Origin of the sequence: Pseudomonas sp. ef1, assembly GCF_007293365.2 — a bacterium.
In the GTDB taxonomy this organism is placed as follows: Bacteria; Pseudomonadota; Gammaproteobacteria; order Pseudomonadales; family Pseudomonadaceae; genus Aquipseudomonas; species Aquipseudomonas siliginis.
The window spans coordinates 1,935,235-1,952,642 of record NZ_CM129815.1 but is presented as its reverse complement, the minus strand read 5'-3'; the positions used below and the strand labels follow the sequence as shown (position 1 = coordinate 1,952,642).

Here is a 17,408-nt window from a genome sequence, read left to right as displayed (position 1 = left end):
ACTGCGAAAAGCTGAGGCCAGCCGCGTTGAATGAAGGGTGATGCAGGGTTTCAGAGCAGCACCACGTCATATTGTTCCTGGGAATACATGGTTTCCACCTGGAAGCGTATGGTGCGACCGATAAAACCTTCAAGTTCGGCGACGTTACCGGACTCTTCGTCGAGCAGACGATCGACCACCTTCTGGTTGGCCAGCACCCGGTAACCCTCGGCCTGATAGGCCCGCGCCTCGCGCAGAATCTCGCGGAAGATCTCGTAACAGATGGTTTCGGCGGTCTTCAGTTTGCCGCGTCCCTGACAACTGCTGCACGGTTCGCACAGCACCTGCTCAAGGCTTTCGCGGGTGCGCTTGCGGGTCATCTGCACCAGGCCCAACTCGGTGATGCCGATGATGTTGGTCTTGGCGTGATCGCGCTCCAGCTGTTTCTCCAGAGTGCGCAGGACCTGACGCTGGTGCTCTTCATCTTCCATGTCGATGAAGTCGATGATGATGATCCCGCCGAGATTGCGCAGGCGCATCTGCCGGGCAATCGCCGTGGCCGCTTCGAGATTGGTCTTGAAAATGGTTTCTTCGAGGTTGCGATGACCGACGAACGCCCCGGTGTTGACGTCGATGGTGGTCATGGCTTCCGCCGGATCGATCACCAGATAGCCGCCAGACTTCAGCGGCACCTTGCGCTCCAGCGCGCGCTGGATTTCGTCTTCGACACCGTACAGATCGAAGATCGGTCGTTCACCCGGATAGTGTTCCAGACGATCGGCGATTTCCGGCATCAGTTCGGCGACAAACTGCGTGGTTTTCTGGAAGGTTTCCCGGGAATCGATGCGGATCTTCTCGATTTTCGGATTGACCAGGTCACGCAGGGTGCGCAGGGCCAGGCCGAGGTCTTCGTAAATCACGCTCGGCGAGGCGATGGTCTTGATCTGCTCGTTGATCTGGTCCCAGAGGCGCCGCAGGTAGCGGATGTCCATGAGGATTTCATCAGCGCCCGCGCCTTCCGCGGCCGTGCGCAGAATGAAACCGCCGGCCTCCTTGATGCCTTCTTTGGCCACGCAATCACTGACCACCTGCTTGAGGCGCTCGCGTTCGGCTTCGTCTTCGATCTTCAGGGAAATGCCGACATGAGCGGTACGCGGCATGTACACCAGATAGCGCGAAGGAATCGACAGTTGTGTGGTCAGGCGTGCGCCTTTGGAGCCGATCGGGTCTTTGGTGACTTGCACCACCAGACTTTGGCCTTCGTGCACCAGCGAACTGATGCTTTCCACCGCCGGGCCTTCACGCAGGGAGATTTCGGCGGCGTGAATGAAAGCCGCACGATCGAGGCCGATGTCGACAAATGCCGCCTGCATGCCCGGCAGGACGCGAACGATCTTGCCTTTATAGATGTTGCCGACGATCCCGCGTTTCTGCGTGCGCTCGACGTGGACTTCTTGCAGCACACCGTTTTCGACCACCGCCACGCGCGACTCCATCGGCGTGATGTTGATCAGAATCTCTTCACTCATGGCAGGATCTCGTTCAGGCATGTTCACGATAGTGGCCGCATCTGGATTCGTACGACGCTCAGGGCGTGTTCAGGTTTTGCCAACAGGGTATGCCGAAATGGCCCAACACCTCGCAGGTTTCGCACAACGGCAAGCCGACCACCGCCGAGTAGCTGCCTTCGAGCCCGGCGACAAACACCGCACCCAGGCCCTGAATGCCATAGCCGCCGGCCTTGTCGCGCGGTTCGCCACTGACCCAGTAGGCGGCGGCCTCATTGCGGCTGATGCTGCGGAAACGTACCCGACTGCGCACCACCCGCGACTCGCAGCGCTCACCTTCAAGCACGGCGATGGCGGTCAGCACTTCGTGTTCGTTGCCGGACAACATCATCAGCATGGCGCATGCATCGGCTTCGTCCACCGGTTTGCCAAGAATTTTGCCGTCGAGCACCACAGCGGTGTCGGCGCCAAGCACGCAGAACGGCTGATCAGAGACGACCGAACGGCGACCGGCCTCAGCCTTGCCACGCGCAAGGCGTTCGACATAGGCCGAAGGGGATTCTTCAGGAAGCGGGGTTTCGTCGATGTCCGCGCTGATGGCGGAGAACTGCACGCCGATCTGCGTGAGCAATTCACGGCGACGCGGTGAGCCGGAGGCGAGGTAAAGCAGTTTCATCAAAACATCTCCCTGTTCAGTGCCCTGCTTCACCGGCTCAATAGATTCTGTAGCGTCGGCACATCCCGCGAAGGGCGAAGCTGACCCACGGCCAGAGCAAGGCACTGACCAGCGCCGGCAAGACCAAGGCCAGGGTTGGCTGACGGTTGCCAGTCAGAGCGCTGAGCCACAGTTGCGCCAATTGTGCGAGGCCGAAGATCACCAGGATCACCAGGCACTGCTGCCACATCGGGAACATGCGCAGACGCTGCTGCAACGACAACACGAGGAAAGTAATCAGGGTCAGGATCAGCGCGTTCTGCCCGAGCAGGTCGCCCTGCAGGACATCTTCGGCCAGTCCCAGACAGAAGGCGGTGACCATGCCGACCGTGTGCGGCATGTACAGCGCCCAGAAGGTCACGAGCAAGGCCAGCCACAGCGGGCGAAGGATTTCCATGAAGATCGGCAACGGTGAAACGCTGAGCAGGATACCGACGAAGAACGTCAGCCAGATCATCCAGCCGTTTCCGGATTTTTTCGCGCCGACCATTATTCTCGTCCCCCGGTAGTCGCTGGCGGTTTCGCCGGTGGTTTGCTCGCGGCGGGCGGTTTGGCAGCGGCCGGAGCGGCAGCGGGCGGTTTGCTCGCGGCAGGCTTGGCAGGCGTGGTGGCAGGCGCCGCTGCTTCAGCGGCCGGCGCTGCGGTAGCGGTCGACGGCGTGGCAGGCATGATCAACGGTTTCGGCACGCTGGCCGGCAACATCGGGCCGCCGCCGTGGGCATCGAGCTGTTCCTGCGCCTGGGCCGCGTCATTGGCGCGTTCCTCGGCAGTGCGGCTGTCGCTGAACACCAGCAGCAGGTAGCGGCTGCGGTTCAGGGCGGCAGTCGGCACGGCGCGGACAATGGCAAACGGCTGGCCGGAATCGTGGATGACTTCCTTGACCGTGGCCACCGGATAACCAGCGGGGAATCGCTGGCCGAGGCCGGAGCTGACCAGCAGATCGCCTTCCTTGATGTCCGCCGTGTCGGCGACATGACGCAATTCCAGGCGCTCAGGGTTGCCGGTGCCACTGGCAATCGCGCGCAGACCGTTACGATTCACCTGCACCGGAATGCTATGGGTGGTGTCGGTCAGCAGCAGAACGCGCGAGGTGTACGGCATCAATTCGACCACCTGGCCCATCAGCCCGCGTGCATCGAGCACCGGTTGGCCGAGCACCACGCCGTCGCGCTCACCTTTGTTGATGATGATGCGATGGGTGAAGGGGTTGGGATCCATGCCGATCAGCTCGGCCACTTCGACCTTTTCATTTACCAGCGCGGAGGAGTTGAGCAACTCGCGCAGCCGAACGTTCTGCTCGGTCAGGGCCGCGAGCTTTTGCATGCGCCCCTGCAACAGCAGATTTTCGGTCTTGAGTTTTTCGTTTTCGGCGACGAGCTCGGTGCGGCTGCCGAACTGACTGGCGACCCCTTCCCACAAGCGGCCGGGCAGGTCAGTGATCCAGTAGGCATCCATGAGCACCAGCGACGCTTGCTTGCGCGCGGGCTTGAGCAGGTCGAAACGTGCATCGACCACCATCAGCGCGACCGCGAGCACGGCCAGCACCAACAGGCGCACGCCCAACGAAGGGCCTTTGGTGAAAAGCGGTTTAATAAGCCGCTCCTCCCAGGCAAATGTTCTGTTTATTCATACGGCATCAAACCGGCCTGGATGAAGACTGACAGAAGATAAACGCCAACAGGCAGCACTGCAAAGTGCTGCCTGTGCGTTCACCCACGTATTGCATTCGAAGCTTATTCGCTCGAAAGCAGATCCATGGTGTGCTTATCCATCATTTCCAGCGCACGGCCACCGCCGCGAGCAACGCAAGTCAGCGGATCTTCGGCAACGATCACCGGCAGACCGGTTTCCTGGGCCAGCAACTTGTCGAGGTCACGCAGCAGCGCGCCACCACCGGTCAGCACCAGGCCACGCTCGGCGATGTCGGAAGCCAGTTCCGGCGGCGATTGCTCCAGCGCGCTTTTCACCGCCTGAACGATGGTGGCCAGCGACTCTTGCAGAGCCTCGAGCACTTCGTTGGAGTTCAGGGTGAATGCGCGTGGAACGCCTTCGGCCAGGTTGCGACCGCGAACATCGACTTCGCGTACTTCGCCGCCCGGGTAGGCCGTACCGATTTCCTGCTTGATGCGCTCAGCGGTGGATTCACCGATCAGGCTGCCGTAGTTGCGGCGCACGTAGGTGATGATCGCTTCGTCGAAACGGTCGCCGCCGACACGTACGGATTCGGCGTAAACCACACCGTTCAGGGAGATCAGGGCGATCTCGGTGGTACCACCACCGATATCCACGACCATCGAACCGCGCGCTTCTTCAACCGGCAGACCGGCACCGATCGCAGCAGCCATCGGCTCTTCGATCAGGAACACTTCACGGGCACCGGCGCCAAGGGCCGATTCACGGATGGCGCGACGCTCGACCTGGGTGGACTTGCATGGAACGCAGATCAGCACACGAGGGCTGGGCTGCAGGAAACTGTTTTCGTGAACCTTGTTGATAAAGTACTGCAGCATCTTTTCGCAGACGCTGAAGTCGGCGATCACGCCATCCTTCATCGGACGAATGGCAGCAATGTTGCCCGGCGTACGGCCGAGCATGCGCTTGGCCTCGGTGCCGACAGCAACGACACTTTTCTGGTTACCGTGTGTCCGAATGGCCACAACCGATGGCTCATTCAGGACGATACCGCGCTCGCGCACGTAAATAAGGGTGTTGGCAGTGCCCAGGTCAATGGAAAGATCGCTGGAAAACATGCCACGCAGTTTCTTGAACATGGGAAAGGGACCCTAGGCAACGCGTGGGTAAAAAAGTGCGGCAAACTCTAACAACGACAGGGATTTTGGGCAAGGCGCCAATATGTTAAATTGGCCGCTTTTCTGTGCACCAAGCCCCACAATCGCGGCCTTATGACCGTAGAAGTGCGGTAGTGTTCCGACAATCTAACACACGGACGCCGTCCGTTCTGTTTTCCACTGGAGAATCCCGATGGCGCTAGAACGCTCCGACGTGGAAAAAATCGCGCATCTGGCCTGCCTTGGCCTCAACGATGCCGATCTTCCGCACATTACTTCCGCCCTCAACAGCATTCTCGGGCTGGTCGACGAAATGCAGGCCGTTGATACCGACGGTATCGAGCCGCTGGCCCACCCCCTGGAAGCCAGTCAGCGCCTGCGCGCCGACGTGGTGACCGAGACGAATAATCGCGAGGCCTACCAGTCCATCGCACCAGCGGTCGAAAACGGCCTGTATCTGGTTCCGAAAGTCATCGACTAAAGGGAAAGAGCCTGCAATGCATCAAATGACTCTGGCCGAGATCGCCCGCGGTCTCGCCGATAAAAAGTTTTCTTCCGAAGAGCTGACCAAAGTCCTGCTGGCGCGTATTACCCAGCTCGACCCACAGCTCAACAGTTTCATCAGCCTCACCGAGGATCTGGCCATCGAGCAGGCGAAAGCCGCCGATGCACGCCGGGCCAACGGTGAGAGCGGCGCCCTGCTCGGCGCGCCGATCGCCCACAAGGACCTGTTCTGCACCCTGGGCATCCGCACCAGCTGCGGCTCGAAGATGCTCGACAACTTCAAAGCTCCGTATGACGCCACCGTAGTCGCGAAACTGGCAGCTGCCGGCGCCGTGACCCTGGGCAAGACCAACATGGACGAATTCGCCATGGGTTCGGCCAACGAGTCGAGCTGGTACGGCGCGGTGAAAAACCCGTGGAACCTGGAACATGTGCCGGGCGGTTCGTCCGGTGGCTCGGCTGCGGCAGTAGCTGCTCGTCTGTTGCCAGCGGCCACGGCCACTGACACCGGCGGCTCGATCCGTCAGCCGGCGGCGTTCACCAACCTCACCGGCCTGAAGCCGACCTACGGTCGCGTTTCGCGCTGGGGCATGATTGCCTACGCTTCCAGCCTCGATCAGGGCGGCCCGTTGGCACGCACGGCCGAAGACTGCGCGATTCTGCTGCAAGGCATGGCCGGCTTCGACCCGAACGACTCCACCAGCATCGATGAGCCGGTTCCGGATTACTCCGCCAGCCTGGGCGATTCGCTGCAAGGCCTGCGCATCGGCGTGCCGAAGGAATACTTCAGCGCCGGTCTAGACCCGCGCATTGCCGAGCTGATCCAGAACAGCATCCAGCAGTTGCAGAAGCTCGGTGCGGTGATCAAGGAAATCAGCCTGCCGAACATGCAGCACGCCATTCCTGCGTACTACGTGATCGCCCCGGCAGAAGCGTCTTCCAACCTGTCGCGTTTCGACGGCGTGCGTTTCGGCCACCGCTGCGAAAACCCGGAAAACCTCATCGACCTGTACAAGCGCTCCCGTGGCGAAGGCTTCGGCGCGGAAGTACAGCGCCGGATCATGGTCGGTGCCTACGCGCTGTCCGCCGGTTACTACGACGCCTACTACCTGAAAGCGCAGAAGATCCGTCGTCTGGTGAAGAACGATTTCATGGCTGCGTTCAATGAAGTCGACATCATCCTCGGCCCGACCACGCCGAACCCGGCCTGGAAGCTTGGCGCGAAGAACAGCGACCCGGTCGCAGCCTATCTGGAAGACGTCTACACCATCACCGCCAACCTCGCCGGCCTGCCGGGCCTGTCGATGCCGGCCGGTTTTGTCGACGGTCTGCCGGTGGGCGTGCAGTTGCTCGCGCCGTACTTCCAGGAAGGCCGCCTGTTGAACGTTGCCCACCAGTATCAGCTCAACACTGACTGGCACACCCGCACCCCAACCGGCTTCTGAGGAGACACACATGCAATGGGAAGTCGTGATCGGGCTGGAGATTCACACTCAGCTCACCACCCGGTCGAAAATCTTTTCCGGTAGTTCCACCACATTCGGTTCCGAGCCGAACACCCAGGCCAGCCTGATCGACCTGGGCATGCCCGGCGTGCTGCCGGTGCTCAACCAGGAAGCGGTGCGCATGGCGGTGATGTTCGGTCTGGCGATTGACGCCGAGATCGGCCAGCACAACGTGTTCGCCCGGAAAAACTATTTCTACCCGGATCTGCCCAAGGGCTACCAGATCAGCCAGATGGAATTGCCGATCGTTGGCAAAGGCCACCTGGACATCGCCCTTGAGGATGGCACGGTCAAACGCGTCGGCATCACCCGCGCGCACCTTGAAGAAGACGCCGGCAAGAGCCTGCACGAAGAATTCAACGGTGCCACCGGCATCGACCTGAACCGTGCCGGCACGCCGCTGCTGGAAATCGTTTCCGAGCCGGACATGCGCAGCGCCAAGGAAGCCGTGGCTTACGTCAAGGCGATCCACGCGCTGGTGCGCTACCTGGGTATCTGCGACGGCAACATGGCCGAAGGCTCGCTGCGTTGCGACTGCAACGTCTCGGTGCGCCCGAAAGGCCAGGTCGAGTTCGGCACTCGCTGCGAGATCAAGAACGTCAACTCGTTCCGCTTCATCGAGAAGGCAATCAACTCCGAGATCCAGCGTCAGATCGAACTGATCGAGGACGGCGGCAAAGTGATCCAGCAGACCCGCCTGTACGATCCGAACAAGGACGAGACCCGTCCGATGCGTTCGAAAGAGGAAGCCAACGACTACCGTTACTTCCCTGATCCGGACCTGCTGCCGGTGGTCATCGAAGAGTCGTTCCTCGGTGAAGTGCGTGCCACTCTGCCGGAACTGCCACCGCAAAAGCGCGAACGCTTCCAGAGCCAGTTCGGTCTGTCGGCCTACGACGCCAACGTGCTGGCCACCAGCCGTGAACAGGCGGATTACTTCGAGAAAGTCGCAGCCATCGGTGGCGACGCGAAACTGGCGGCGAACTGGGTGATGGTCGAGTTGGGCAGCCTGCTCAACAAGCAGGGCCTGGACATCGAGGATTCGCCAGTCTCCGCCGAGCAACTGGGCGGCATGCTGCAGCGCATCAAGGACAACACCATCTCCGGCAAGATCGCCAAGGTGGTGTTCGAAGCGATGGCCAATGGTGAAGGCAGTGCTGACGAGATCATCGAGAAGCGCGGCCTCAAGCAAGTCACCGACACCGGCGCGATCTCGGCCGTGCTCGACGAAATGCTCGCGGCCAACGCCGAACAGGTCGAACAGTACCGCGCGGCAGACGAAGCCAAACGCGGCAAGATGTTCGGCTTCTTCGTCGGCCAGGCCATGAAAGCCTCGAAAGGCAAGGCCAACCCGCAGCAGGTGAACGAACTGCTGAAAAGCAAGCTCGAAGGCTGACCACCAATGGAGCCAGATCCAAAGCCTGGCTCCATCCCCTGTGGAAGGGACCTGTGGCGAGGGGATTTATCCCCGTTGGGCCGCGAAGCGGCCCCAATTGCTGAGCTTGATTTGCACCAGATAAACCGAGTTCTCAGTTTTGGGACTGCTGCGCAGTCCAACGGGGATAAATCCCCTCGCCACAGGTCACTCCTACATTTGATCCGGGATACCTTTGAATGAAGCGTCTGTTGCTGAGCAGCGCCCTGCTCTCTCTGCTGGCCGGTTGCGCCAGTACCGACACCATCGACCCGCACGGTTATGACCAGACCGGCGTCGCCTCCTATTACGGAGCCAAACATCACGGTAAGCGCACCGCCAGCGGCGAAGCGTTCAACCAGCATTCCCTGACCGCCGCCCACCGCCAGTTGCCGTTCGGCACGCGGGTGAAGGTCACCAACCTGAAAAACGATGAATCAGTCGTGGTCCGCATCAATGACCGTGGCCCGCACACCCGTGGCCGGCTGATCGATCTGTCACGCGAGGCCGCCGATGAGATCGGCATGCTGCGCAGCGGCACCGCACGGGTTCGCGTGCAGGCCCTCGACTGATGGAGCGCCGACCATTTTCGGACTAGCCGATCTGCCGCTGATCAACGTCATCGAACTGCTCAGCGGCCTGTGTCTTTTGCTCATCGGCGCCGAGCTGATGGTGCGCGCCGCCGTGCGTCTGGCCGAGCGCCTGCATGTGCGTCCGTTGATCATCGGCCTGACCATCGTCGCCCTCGGCAGCAGCGCGCCGCAGATGACCGTGAGCCTGCAAGCGGCGTTGACCGACAACCCGGACATCGCCGTCGGCAGCGTGGTCGGCAGCGGCATCTTCAATATCCTCGTAACCCTTGGCCTCTCGGCACTGATCATCCCGCTGCGCGTATCGCGGCAACTGGTGCGTCTGGATATCCCGTTGATGATCGGTGCCAGCCTGCTGGTATTCATCCTCGCCTGGAATAAAGACCTCGGGCGTTTCGACGGCGTCCTGCTGCTCGGCGCTCTGGCGCTGTACCTCGGCTTGCTGTTGCGTCAGTCGCGACATTCGACGCGCCCTCATACAGAGCGACCAACCGAGACGCAGCAATCCTGGTTGATCAGTGTGCTGATGATTCTCGCTGGCCTGGCCATGCTGGTGTTCGCCGGGCGTTTGCTGCTCGGCGCCGCCGTGGTCGTGGCCACCGACCTGGGCCTGTCGGAACGGGTCATCGGCCTGACCGTGGTCGCGGTCGGCACCTCGCTGCCGGAACTGGCGACCTCGCTGATCGCTGCGTTGCGCGGGCAGCGTGACATTGCCGTGGGCAACGTGATCGGCGCCAATCTGTTCAACCTGCTCGGGGTACTCGGGCTGACCGCGCTGCTCGCACCGACGCCGCTCTCCGTCTCCCCCAACGCGCTGGATTTTGACTTGCCAGTGATGCTCGGCGTCGCTGCGCTGTGTCTGCCAGTGTTTTACTCGGGCTACCGCGTGACCCGGGCTGAAGGCTTGTTGCTGCTCGGCTTGTATCTGGTCTACGGGCTGCACGTGGTGTCGTTCACCACTGGTATGCCGCTGGCCGGCAAACTCGAGCGCTTGATGCTGTTTTATGTCCTGCCGGCGCTGCTGACGTTTCTGCTGTTCACGTCGATCCGCGCCTGGCGTCGCCAACACCACAAGAGAGATGTGCCATGAGCGAGTCGAAGCAGTCCGGGGTTGAAATCCGTCGTCAGGTCATGGGCGATGCGTTCGTTGATCGCGCCTTGGGCAACGCCACCGAGTTCACCCAGCCGTTGCAGGATTTCGTCAATGAACACGCCTGGGGTGGCGTGTGGAATCGCGAAGGTTTGTCGCTGAAAACCCGCAGCCTGATTACCCTCGCCGCGCTGACCGCGTTGAAGTGTCCGCAGGAGTTGAAGGGCCACGTGCGCGGTGCCCTGAACAACGGCTGCACGGTGGAAGAGATTCGCGAAGCGCTGCTGCATTGCGCGGTGTATGCCGGCGTACCGGCGGCGATCGATGCGTTTCGCGCGGCGCAGGAAGTGATTGATAGCTACCAGAAAAGCTAAAAGATCGCAGCCTTCGGCAGCTCCTACAGGAGACCGCATTTCCATGCAGGAGCTGCCGCAGGCTGCGATCTTTTGATCTTGCCTTCAGATCCACCCACCCCACTGCAACACAAAGATCCCGACATTGGTGGTAATAGCCGCCATCAACGTGGTCATCACGATAATCGCCGCTGCCAGCTCATGATTGCCCTGCGCCGCCCGGGCCATGACGAAACTTGCCGCCGCCGTCGGGCTACCGAAGTAGAGAAACAGAATCCCCAATTCCGCCCCGCGAAAGCCCCACAGCCATGCCCCCAGTGTCGCCAGCACCGGCAGACCGATCATCTTCACCAGGCTGGAACTGAGCGCCATGTTGCCGCTCTTGCGCAGCGCCGCCAGCGACAGCGTGCCGCCGATACAAATCAGCGCCAGTGGCAAAGTAGTCTGCGCCAGATACTGGCCGGAGGTCTCCAGCCAGCCCGGCAGTCCGATCTTGAAATAGGCAAACGGCGCTGCCGAAATCACGCTGATGATCAGCGGGTTGCTGAACACGCTTTTGCAGATGCTCCACGGATCGGACTTGATCACCGGGCTGTACACCGCCAGCACGATGGTCGACAGGGTGTTGTAGAACAGGATCACCAGCGCCGCCAGAATCGCCCCGAGGGAAATGCCGTAATCGCCGTACATGCTCGCGGCGAGTGCAAGACCGATCACGCCGTTGTTGCCGCGAAACGCACCCTGGGTATAGATGCCGCGATCTTCCCGCGGACACTTGAAAATCGCCCAGCCCCAGGCCACGGCGAAACTCACCAGGGTGGCGAGGGAAAAGTAGATGAGTAGCGAGGGTTGCAGTGCGGCGTGCAGGTCAGCGTGGAGGATGCCGAGAAACAGCAGCGCCGGCATGGTCACGTTGAACACCAGCGACGAGGCGGTGTGGATGAAGTTGTCGTTGATCCAGTCGATGCGCTTGAGCAGCACACCGAGAAACAGCATGGCAAACACCGGCGCGGTGATGTTCAGGGTTTCAAGAAAGATTGCCAGCATGCCGGGGAGCCTTGGGTGAGCGTCGATAGGGGGCTAATGATAAGCCACTTTCACCCTGATCGTTCCCACGCTCTGCGTGGGAACGATCACAGGCACCGCAAGTCCTTCGGCGTCTGGCAGATCGCTTTCGCGAGCAGGCTCGCTCCCACATTTGCAATGCATTTCCCTGTGGGAGCGAGCCTTCTCGCGAAGAACGATGACGCGGTCTCAGGTAATCGGCGCCGGGTTGAACAAAGTGATGTCGTTATGCAGCTTGTGCTTCTCCGCCCAGGTCTGTTGCTTGCCACTGGCAACGTCCAGGTAATAGTGAAACAACTCCCAGCCCAGTTCTTCGATGGTCGCGCGCCCGGTGGCAATGCGTCCGGCGTCGATGTCGATCAGGTCCGGCCAGCGCTGCGCCAGTTCAGTCCGCGTCGAAACCTTGACCACCGGCGCCATGGCCAGCCCGTAAGGCGTGCCGCGACCGGTGGTGAACACGTGCAGGTTCATCCCTGCTGCCAGTTGCAACGTACCGCAGACAAAATCGCTGGCCGGCGTCGCGCAGAAAATCAGGCCCTTGTGCTTGAAGCGCTCGCCCGGGCCGAGCACGCCATTGATCGCGCTGCTGCCGGACTTGACGATCGAGCCCAGCGACTTCTCGACAATGTTCGACAACCCGCCCTTCTTGTTGCCCGGCGTGGTGTTGGCACTGCGATCGGCCTCGCCCTTGGCCAGGTAACGGTCGTACCAGTCCATCTCGCGCACCAGCTCTTCGGCGACGGTTTGCGTTTGCGCGCGGGAGGTGAGCAGGTAGATCGCATCGCGCACTTCGGTGACTTCGGAAAACATCACCGTCGCCCCCGCACGCAACAGCAAGTCCGAGGCATAACCCAGCGCCGGGTTGGCGGTGATGCCGGAGAACGCGTCGCTGCCGCCGCACTGCATACCGAGAATCAGCTCGGAGGCCGGCACGGTTTCGCGGCGGCGCTGGTCGAGTTTCTTCAAACGCACTTCGGCCAGGTCCATGATCTGCTCGATCATTTCGGTAAAACCGTGACTGGAATCCTGCAAGCGGTACAGCCACGGATCGCTGAGATCCACCGAGGCATCGTCCTCGTGCATCACCTGCCCGGCCTGCAATTTCTCGCAGCCCAGACCGATCACCAGCGCCTCGCCCCCTAGGTTCGGGTTGCGCGCCAGATTGCGCACGGTACGAATCGGGATGTAGGCGTCGGTCGCGGTAATCGCCACACCGCAGCCATAACTGTGGGTCAGCGCCACCACGTCATCGACGTGCGGGTACTTCGGCAGCAGCTCTTCCTTGATGCGCTTGACCGCATGATCGAGCACGCCGGTGACACACTGCACGGTGGTGGTGATGCCGAGAATGTTGCGCGTGCCGACAGTGCCGTCGGCGTTGCGATAACCCTCGAACGTGAAGCCTTCCAGCGGTGCCTGCGCGTCCGGCACATCGGTGGACAGCGGCAAGCTGTCCAGCGGCGGCGCGGTCGGCATGCGCAGTTGATCCTCCTTGACCCAACTGCCGCGACGGATCGGCTGCAAGGCATAGCCGATAATCTGCCCGTAACGAATCACTGCGCCGCCTTCAGGAATATCCTCCAGGGTGACCTTGTGGCTCTGCGGTACGAAATCCAAGGTGACCAGGCCATCGGCAAACTCGGTACCGGCCGGTACGCCCTGATCGTTGACCACCACTACAACGTTGTCCCGCTCGTGCAGGCGGATGTAGCGCGGCGAGTCGGAATGTTCAATCAACTGCATGACGCCGCTCCTCAGGAATGCGCTTGAGACAAATTGCCGGTGGCTTCATTGCCGCCCTTGGCTGGCGGCTCTTTCAAGACCACACGCTTGATCGGGCCGACGATTACCAGATAGCTGAACACCGCGACCAGTGCGTTGGCACCGACAAACACCAGCGCCCACTTGAACGAGCCGGTGGAGCTGATGATGTAGCCGATGACGATCGGCGTGGTGATCGAAGCGATGTTGCCGAAGGTGTTGAACAAGCCACCGCTCAGACCGGCGATCTGTTTCGGCGAAGTGTCGGAAACCACCGCCCAACCCAGTGCGCCAACGCCTTTGCCGAAGAATGCCAGCGCCATGAAGCCCACCACCATCCATTCCACGTCAACATAGTTGCACGCGACGATGCTGCTCGACACCAGCAGGCCGGCGATGATCGGCGCCTTGCGAGCGAAAGTCAGCGAATGGCCCTTGCGCAGCAGGTAGTCGGAAATCACCCCGCCGAGCACGCCGCCGATAAAGCCGCAAATGGCCGGCAACGAAGCGATGAAACCGGCCTTGAGAATGGTCATGCCACGCTCTTGCACCAGATACACCGGGAACCAGGTCAGGAAGAAATAGGTGATGCCGTTGATGCAGTACTGGCCCAGATACACGCCGAGCATCATGCGGTTGGTCAGCAACTGACGGATGTAATCCCACTTCGGACCGTCGGACTTCTTGCCCTTCTGATCCATGTCGACCATGCCGCCGTTGTCAGCGATGTGCTTGAACTCGGCCTCATTGACGCGTGGGTGTTCGCGCGGGCTGTAGATGACTTTCAGCCACACCAGCGAGAACACGATACCGAGGATACCCATGACGATGAACACGTGCTCCCAGCCGAAGCTGTAGACGATCCAGCCCATCAACGGCGCGAACAGCACGGTGGCAAAGTATTGCGCCGAGTTGAAGATCGCCGAAGCGGTGCCGCGTTCAGCGGTCGGGAACCACGCCGCCACGATGCGCGCGTTGCCAGGGAACGATGGCGCTTCGGCCAGGCCCACGAGGAAACGCAGCATGAACAGCGCAACCACTGCCGTGGACATGCCGAATTCACCGACAAAGCCTTGCAGCACGGTGAACAGCGACCAGGTGAAAATGCTCAGGGCATAGACTTTTTTCGAGCCGAAGCGATCGAGCAGCCAGCCACCGGGAATTTGCCCGGCCACGTAAGCCCAACCGAATGCGGAGAAGATGTAGCCGAGGGTGACGGCGTCAATGCCAAGGTCCTTTTGCAGGCTGGAACCGGCAATGGCGATCGTGGCACGGTCGGCGTAGTTGATCGTGGTCACCAGAAACAGCATGAGCAGGATCAAATAGCGGACGTGAGTCGGCTTGGAGGATTGCATGCAGATGTACTCCCACTGATTATTTTTATGCGGGGTGAAGCTTCTTTGGTCTTGCATTTATTCCCTGTAGGAGCTGCCGAAGGCTGCGATCTTTTGATCTTGATCTTGAAAAAAAAGATCAAAAGATCGCAGCCTTCGGCAGCTCCTACAGGGGTATTGCGTGTGTCAGGAGCCTACATAGGCGGTTTTCACCACGGTGTAGAACTCTTGTGCATAGCGGCCCTGCTCACGGGAGCCGTAGGACGAGCCTTTACGGCCACCGAACGGTACGTGGTAATCCACACCGGCGGTCGGCAGGTTGACCATCACCATCCCGGCCTGGGAGTGGCGCTTGAAGTGGTTGGCGTACTTCAGCGAGGTGGTGGCGATGCCGGCCGACAAGCCGAATTCGGTGTCGTTGGCCATTGCCAGCGCAGCTTCGTAATCGGCCACGCGAACAATGTTGGCCACCGGGCCGAAAATTTCTTCGCGGCTGATGCGCATCGACGCTTCACTGTCGGCAAACAAGGTTGGTGCGAGGAAGTAGCCTTCGGTATCGCAGGTCACCACACCACCGCCGCTGACCAGACGTGCACCTTCGGACTGGCCGATGTCGATGTACTTCATGTCCTGTTCAAGCTGCGCCTGGGAAACCACCGGACCGATGTCGGTGCCGGCCTTCAGCGCGTGGCCGACCTTGATCGACTTCATGCGCTCGGCCATCGCTTCAACGAACTTGTCGTGAATGCCGGCGGTGACGATCAGACGGCTCGACGCTGTGCAGCGCTGGCCGGTGGAGTAGAACGCGCTCTGCACCGACAGCTCGACCGCTTGCTTGAGGTCGGCGTCGTCGAGAATGATCTGCGGGTTCTTGCCGCCCATTTCCAGCTGCACCTTGGCCTGGCGCGAAACGCAGTTGACGGCGATCTGGCGGCCAACGCCCACCGAACCGGTGAAGCTGATGCCGTCGACTTTCGGGCTGTTGACCAACGCCTCGCCAACCACGCGACCGCTGCCCATTACCAGGTTGAACACACCGGCCGGGAAGCCCGCGCGGGAGATGATTTCGGCCAGCGCCCAGGCGCAGCCCGGCACCAGATCGGCAGGTTTGAGCACGACGCAGTTGCCGTAGGCCAGGGCCGGAGCAATTTTCCACGCCGGGATGGCGATCGGGAAGTTCCACGGAGTGATCAGACCGACCACGCCCAGCGCTTCGCGAGTGACTTCGACGTTGACGCCCGGGCGTACCGACGGCACGTAGTCACCGGACAGACGCAGGCATTCACCGGCGAAGAACTTGAAAATGTTGCCGGCGCGGGTCACTTCACCGATCGCCTCCGGCAGGGTCTTGCCTTCTTCACGGGCCAGCAGGGTGCCAAGCTCTCGCGACGGGCGAGAATTTCCGTGCCGACTTTATCCAGCGAATCGTGACGAGCCTGGATGCCCGAAGTGGAGTACGCCGGGAACGCTGCGCGGGCTGCGTCGATAGCGGCGTTGACCTGGGTCAGGTCAGCCTTGGCATAGTCGCCGATGGTGTCGCTGAGTTCGGACGGGTTGATGTTGGCCGAGTAATCGGCACCGGCGACCCATTCGCCATTGATGTAGTTGTCGTAGCGTTTTGCAGTTGTCACAGGGCAGCCCTCAACTCTAAAAGCCTTCACGCAAAAAGCCGCTGATTGCTCAGCGGCCTCGCTTCTCTCGCTTATTGCGCGCCTTGCTTGTCGATCAGCGCGGCGAGCATTTCGTACTCTTCGCCGGTCAGGTCGGTCAGCGGCGCACGCACCGGACCTGCGTCATAGCCGGCGATTTTTGCACCTGCCTTGACGATACTCACCGCGTAACCGGCCTTGCGGTTGCGGATGTCGAGGTACGGCAGGAAGAAGTCGTCGATGATCTTGCCGACGGTGGCGTGATCTTCGCGAGCGATCGCGTGGTAGAAGTCCATCGCGGTTTTCGGGATGAAGTTGAACACCGCCGAGGAGTACACCGGCACGCCCAACGCCTTGTAGGCAGCGGCGTAGACTTCAGCGGTCGGCAGACCACCCAGGTAGCTGAAGCGATCACCGAGGCGGCGACGGATCGAAACCATCAACTCGATATCGCCCAGGCCATCCTTGTAGCCGATCAGGTTCGGGCAGCGCTCGGCCAGACGTTCCAGCAGCGGCGCGGTGAGACGGCAAACGTTGCGGTTGTAGACGACCACGCCGATCTTCACCGATTTGCACACGGCTTCAACGTGGGCGGCAACACCGTCCTGGCTCGCTTCGGTCAGGTAGTGCGGCAGCAGCAGCAGACCTTTGGCGCCCAGACGCTCGGCCTCCTGAGCGTATTCGATGGCCTGGCGGGTCGAACCACCAACGCCGGCGAGGATTGGCACGCTGGTTGCGCAGGTGTCGACGGCAGTCTTGATGATTTCCGAGTATTCGCTGGCGGCCAGGGAGAAGAACTCACCGGTGCCACCGGCGGCGAACAGAGCCGAAGCGCCATACGGAGCCAGCCATTCCAGGCGTTTGATGTAGCCCGCGCGGTTGAAATCGCCCTGCGCGTTGAAATCGGTTACCGGGAAAGACAGCAGGCCGGCAGAGAGGATGGACTTCAGTTCTTGTGGATTCATTATTCGAACACCCTGGTAGCAACGTTTTATTGTGAGTGGACCGTTCAGCCTTCGCCGAAGTTGTAGGTCATCGTACAACTTAAAAAATAACCGTCAACTGCATTTCATCGTTGGCAGAGCTTTTTTGTCGGACAAGATTGGCTTTTGCGCTTTATGAAATGGCTACAAGGCTCGTGCTTGACGCGTT

The 17,408-nt window shown here is 60.9% G+C and carries 15 protein-coding genes and 1 pseudogene; 6 read left to right on the top strand and 10 right to left on the bottom strand.

Going from position 1 to position 17,408, the window contains the following annotated elements; translation table 11 throughout:
- Positions 1-50 precede the first annotated feature (50 nt).
- From rng to mreB, 5 genes are all read right to left on the bottom strand, one after another.
- A complete protein-coding gene (gene rng / locus FEE99_RS08770; RefSeq protein WP_041477971.1) occupies positions 51-1,508 on the bottom strand; it encodes a ribonuclease G in 1,458 nt (485 codons plus the stop codon).
- Positions 1,509-1,566: 58 nt separating this feature from the next.
- A complete protein-coding gene (locus tag FEE99_RS08765; RefSeq protein ID WP_041477970.1) occupies positions 1,567-2,163 on the bottom strand; it encodes a Maf family protein in 597 nt (198 codons plus the stop codon).
- A gap of 37 nt (positions 2,164-2,200) precedes the next feature.
- The gene (gene mreD / locus FEE99_RS08760; protein ID WP_024011608.1) at positions 2,201-2,692 is read right to left on the bottom strand and encodes a rod shape-determining protein MreD; all 492 of its coding nucleotides are present in this window, start codon (positions 2,690-2,692) and stop codon (positions 2,201-2,203) included.
- Entirely contained in the window at positions 2,692-3,759 is a 1,068-nt protein-coding gene (gene mreC / locus FEE99_RS08755) for a rod shape-determining protein MreC (RefSeq protein WP_231507578.1), read from the bottom strand. Before mreC ends, mreD begins: the two co-directional genes overlap by 1 nt.
- Before the next feature lie 176 nt (positions 3,760-3,935).
- Positions 3,936-4,973, bottom strand: coding sequence for a rod shape-determining protein MreB (gene mreB / locus FEE99_RS08750; protein WP_002555108.1), 1,038 nt, complete (start codon positions 4,971-4,973; stop codon positions 3,936-3,938).
- A 211-nt stretch (positions 4,974-5,184) separates the two neighbouring features.
- On the opposite strand from mreB, the gene gatC reads away from it, so the two are divergent.
- The 6 genes from gatC to FEE99_RS08720 all read left to right on the top strand — a co-directional run bounded on the left by gatC (position 5,185) and on the right by FEE99_RS08720 (position 10,468).
- Positions 5,185-5,472 (top strand): Asp-tRNA(Asn)/Glu-tRNA(Gln) amidotransferase subunit GatC, encoded by a 288-nt coding sequence (gatC, locus tag FEE99_RS08745; RefSeq protein WP_024011606.1) that lies wholly within the window; start codon positions 5,185-5,187, stop codon positions 5,470-5,472.
- Positions 5,473-5,488: 16 nt separating this feature from the next.
- Positions 5,489-6,940 (top strand): Asp-tRNA(Asn)/Glu-tRNA(Gln) amidotransferase subunit GatA, encoded by a 1,452-nt coding sequence (gene gatA / locus FEE99_RS08740; RefSeq protein WP_041477968.1) that lies wholly within the window; start codon positions 5,489-5,491, stop codon positions 6,938-6,940.
- A gap of 10 nt (positions 6,941-6,950) precedes the next feature.
- Positions 6,951-8,396 carry an Asp-tRNA(Asn)/Glu-tRNA(Gln) amidotransferase subunit GatB gene (gene gatB / locus FEE99_RS08735; RefSeq protein WP_016771702.1) on the top strand — a complete coding sequence of 482 codons (1,446 nt, stop codon included), beginning with the start codon at positions 6,951-6,953 and terminating at the stop codon, positions 8,394-8,396.
- Between the two features lie 218 nt (positions 8,397-8,614).
- On the top strand, positions 8,615-8,986 hold the full coding sequence (locus tag FEE99_RS08730; RefSeq protein WP_024011604.1) for a septal ring lytic transglycosylase RlpA family protein: 372 nt from the start codon (positions 8,615-8,617) through the stop codon (positions 8,984-8,986).
- Between the two features lie 97 nt (positions 8,987-9,083).
- Positions 9,084-10,094: a calcium/sodium antiporter gene (locus tag FEE99_RS08725; RefSeq protein ID WP_052392150.1), complete on the top strand. Its 1,011-nt coding sequence runs from the start codon at positions 9,084-9,086 to the stop codon at positions 10,092-10,094.
- Positions 10,091-10,468: a carboxymuconolactone decarboxylase family protein gene (locus tag FEE99_RS08720; RefSeq protein WP_041477967.1), complete on the top strand. Its 378-nt coding sequence runs from the start codon at positions 10,091-10,093 to the stop codon at positions 10,466-10,468. Before FEE99_RS08725 ends, FEE99_RS08720 begins: the two co-directional genes overlap by 4 nt.
- 84 nt (positions 10,469-10,552) lie before the next feature.
- Here FEE99_RS08720 and FEE99_RS08715 read toward each other — a convergent pair whose 3' ends face one another.
- The 5 genes and pseudogenes from FEE99_RS08715 to kdgD all read right to left on the bottom strand — a co-directional run bounded on the left by FEE99_RS08715 (position 10,553) and on the right by kdgD (position 17,221).
- The gene (locus FEE99_RS08715) at positions 10,553-11,494 is read right to left on the bottom strand and encodes an AEC family transporter (protein WP_041477966.1); all 942 of its coding nucleotides are present in this window, start codon (positions 11,492-11,494) and stop codon (positions 10,553-10,555) included.
- A 207-nt stretch (positions 11,495-11,701) separates the two neighbouring features.
- On the bottom strand, positions 11,702-13,255 hold the full coding sequence (garD, locus tag FEE99_RS08710; protein ID WP_041477965.1) for a galactarate dehydratase: 1,554 nt from the start codon (positions 13,253-13,255) through the stop codon (positions 11,702-11,704).
- A gap of 11 nt (positions 13,256-13,266) precedes the next feature.
- Positions 13,267-14,628, bottom strand: a complete 1,362-nt coding sequence (locus FEE99_RS08705) for an MFS transporter (protein WP_041477964.1) — start codon at positions 14,626-14,628, stop codon at positions 13,267-13,269.
- Positions 14,629-14,793: 165 nt separating this feature from the next.
- Positions 14,794-16,238: pseudogene (locus FEE99_RS08700) on the bottom strand (aldehyde dehydrogenase family protein).
- 71 nt (positions 16,239-16,309) lie between these two features.
- A complete protein-coding gene (kdgD, locus tag FEE99_RS08695) occupies positions 16,310-17,221 on the bottom strand; it encodes a 5-dehydro-4-deoxyglucarate dehydratase (protein ID WP_039759443.1) in 912 nt (303 codons plus the stop codon).
- Positions 17,222-17,408: the final 187 nt, after the last annotated feature.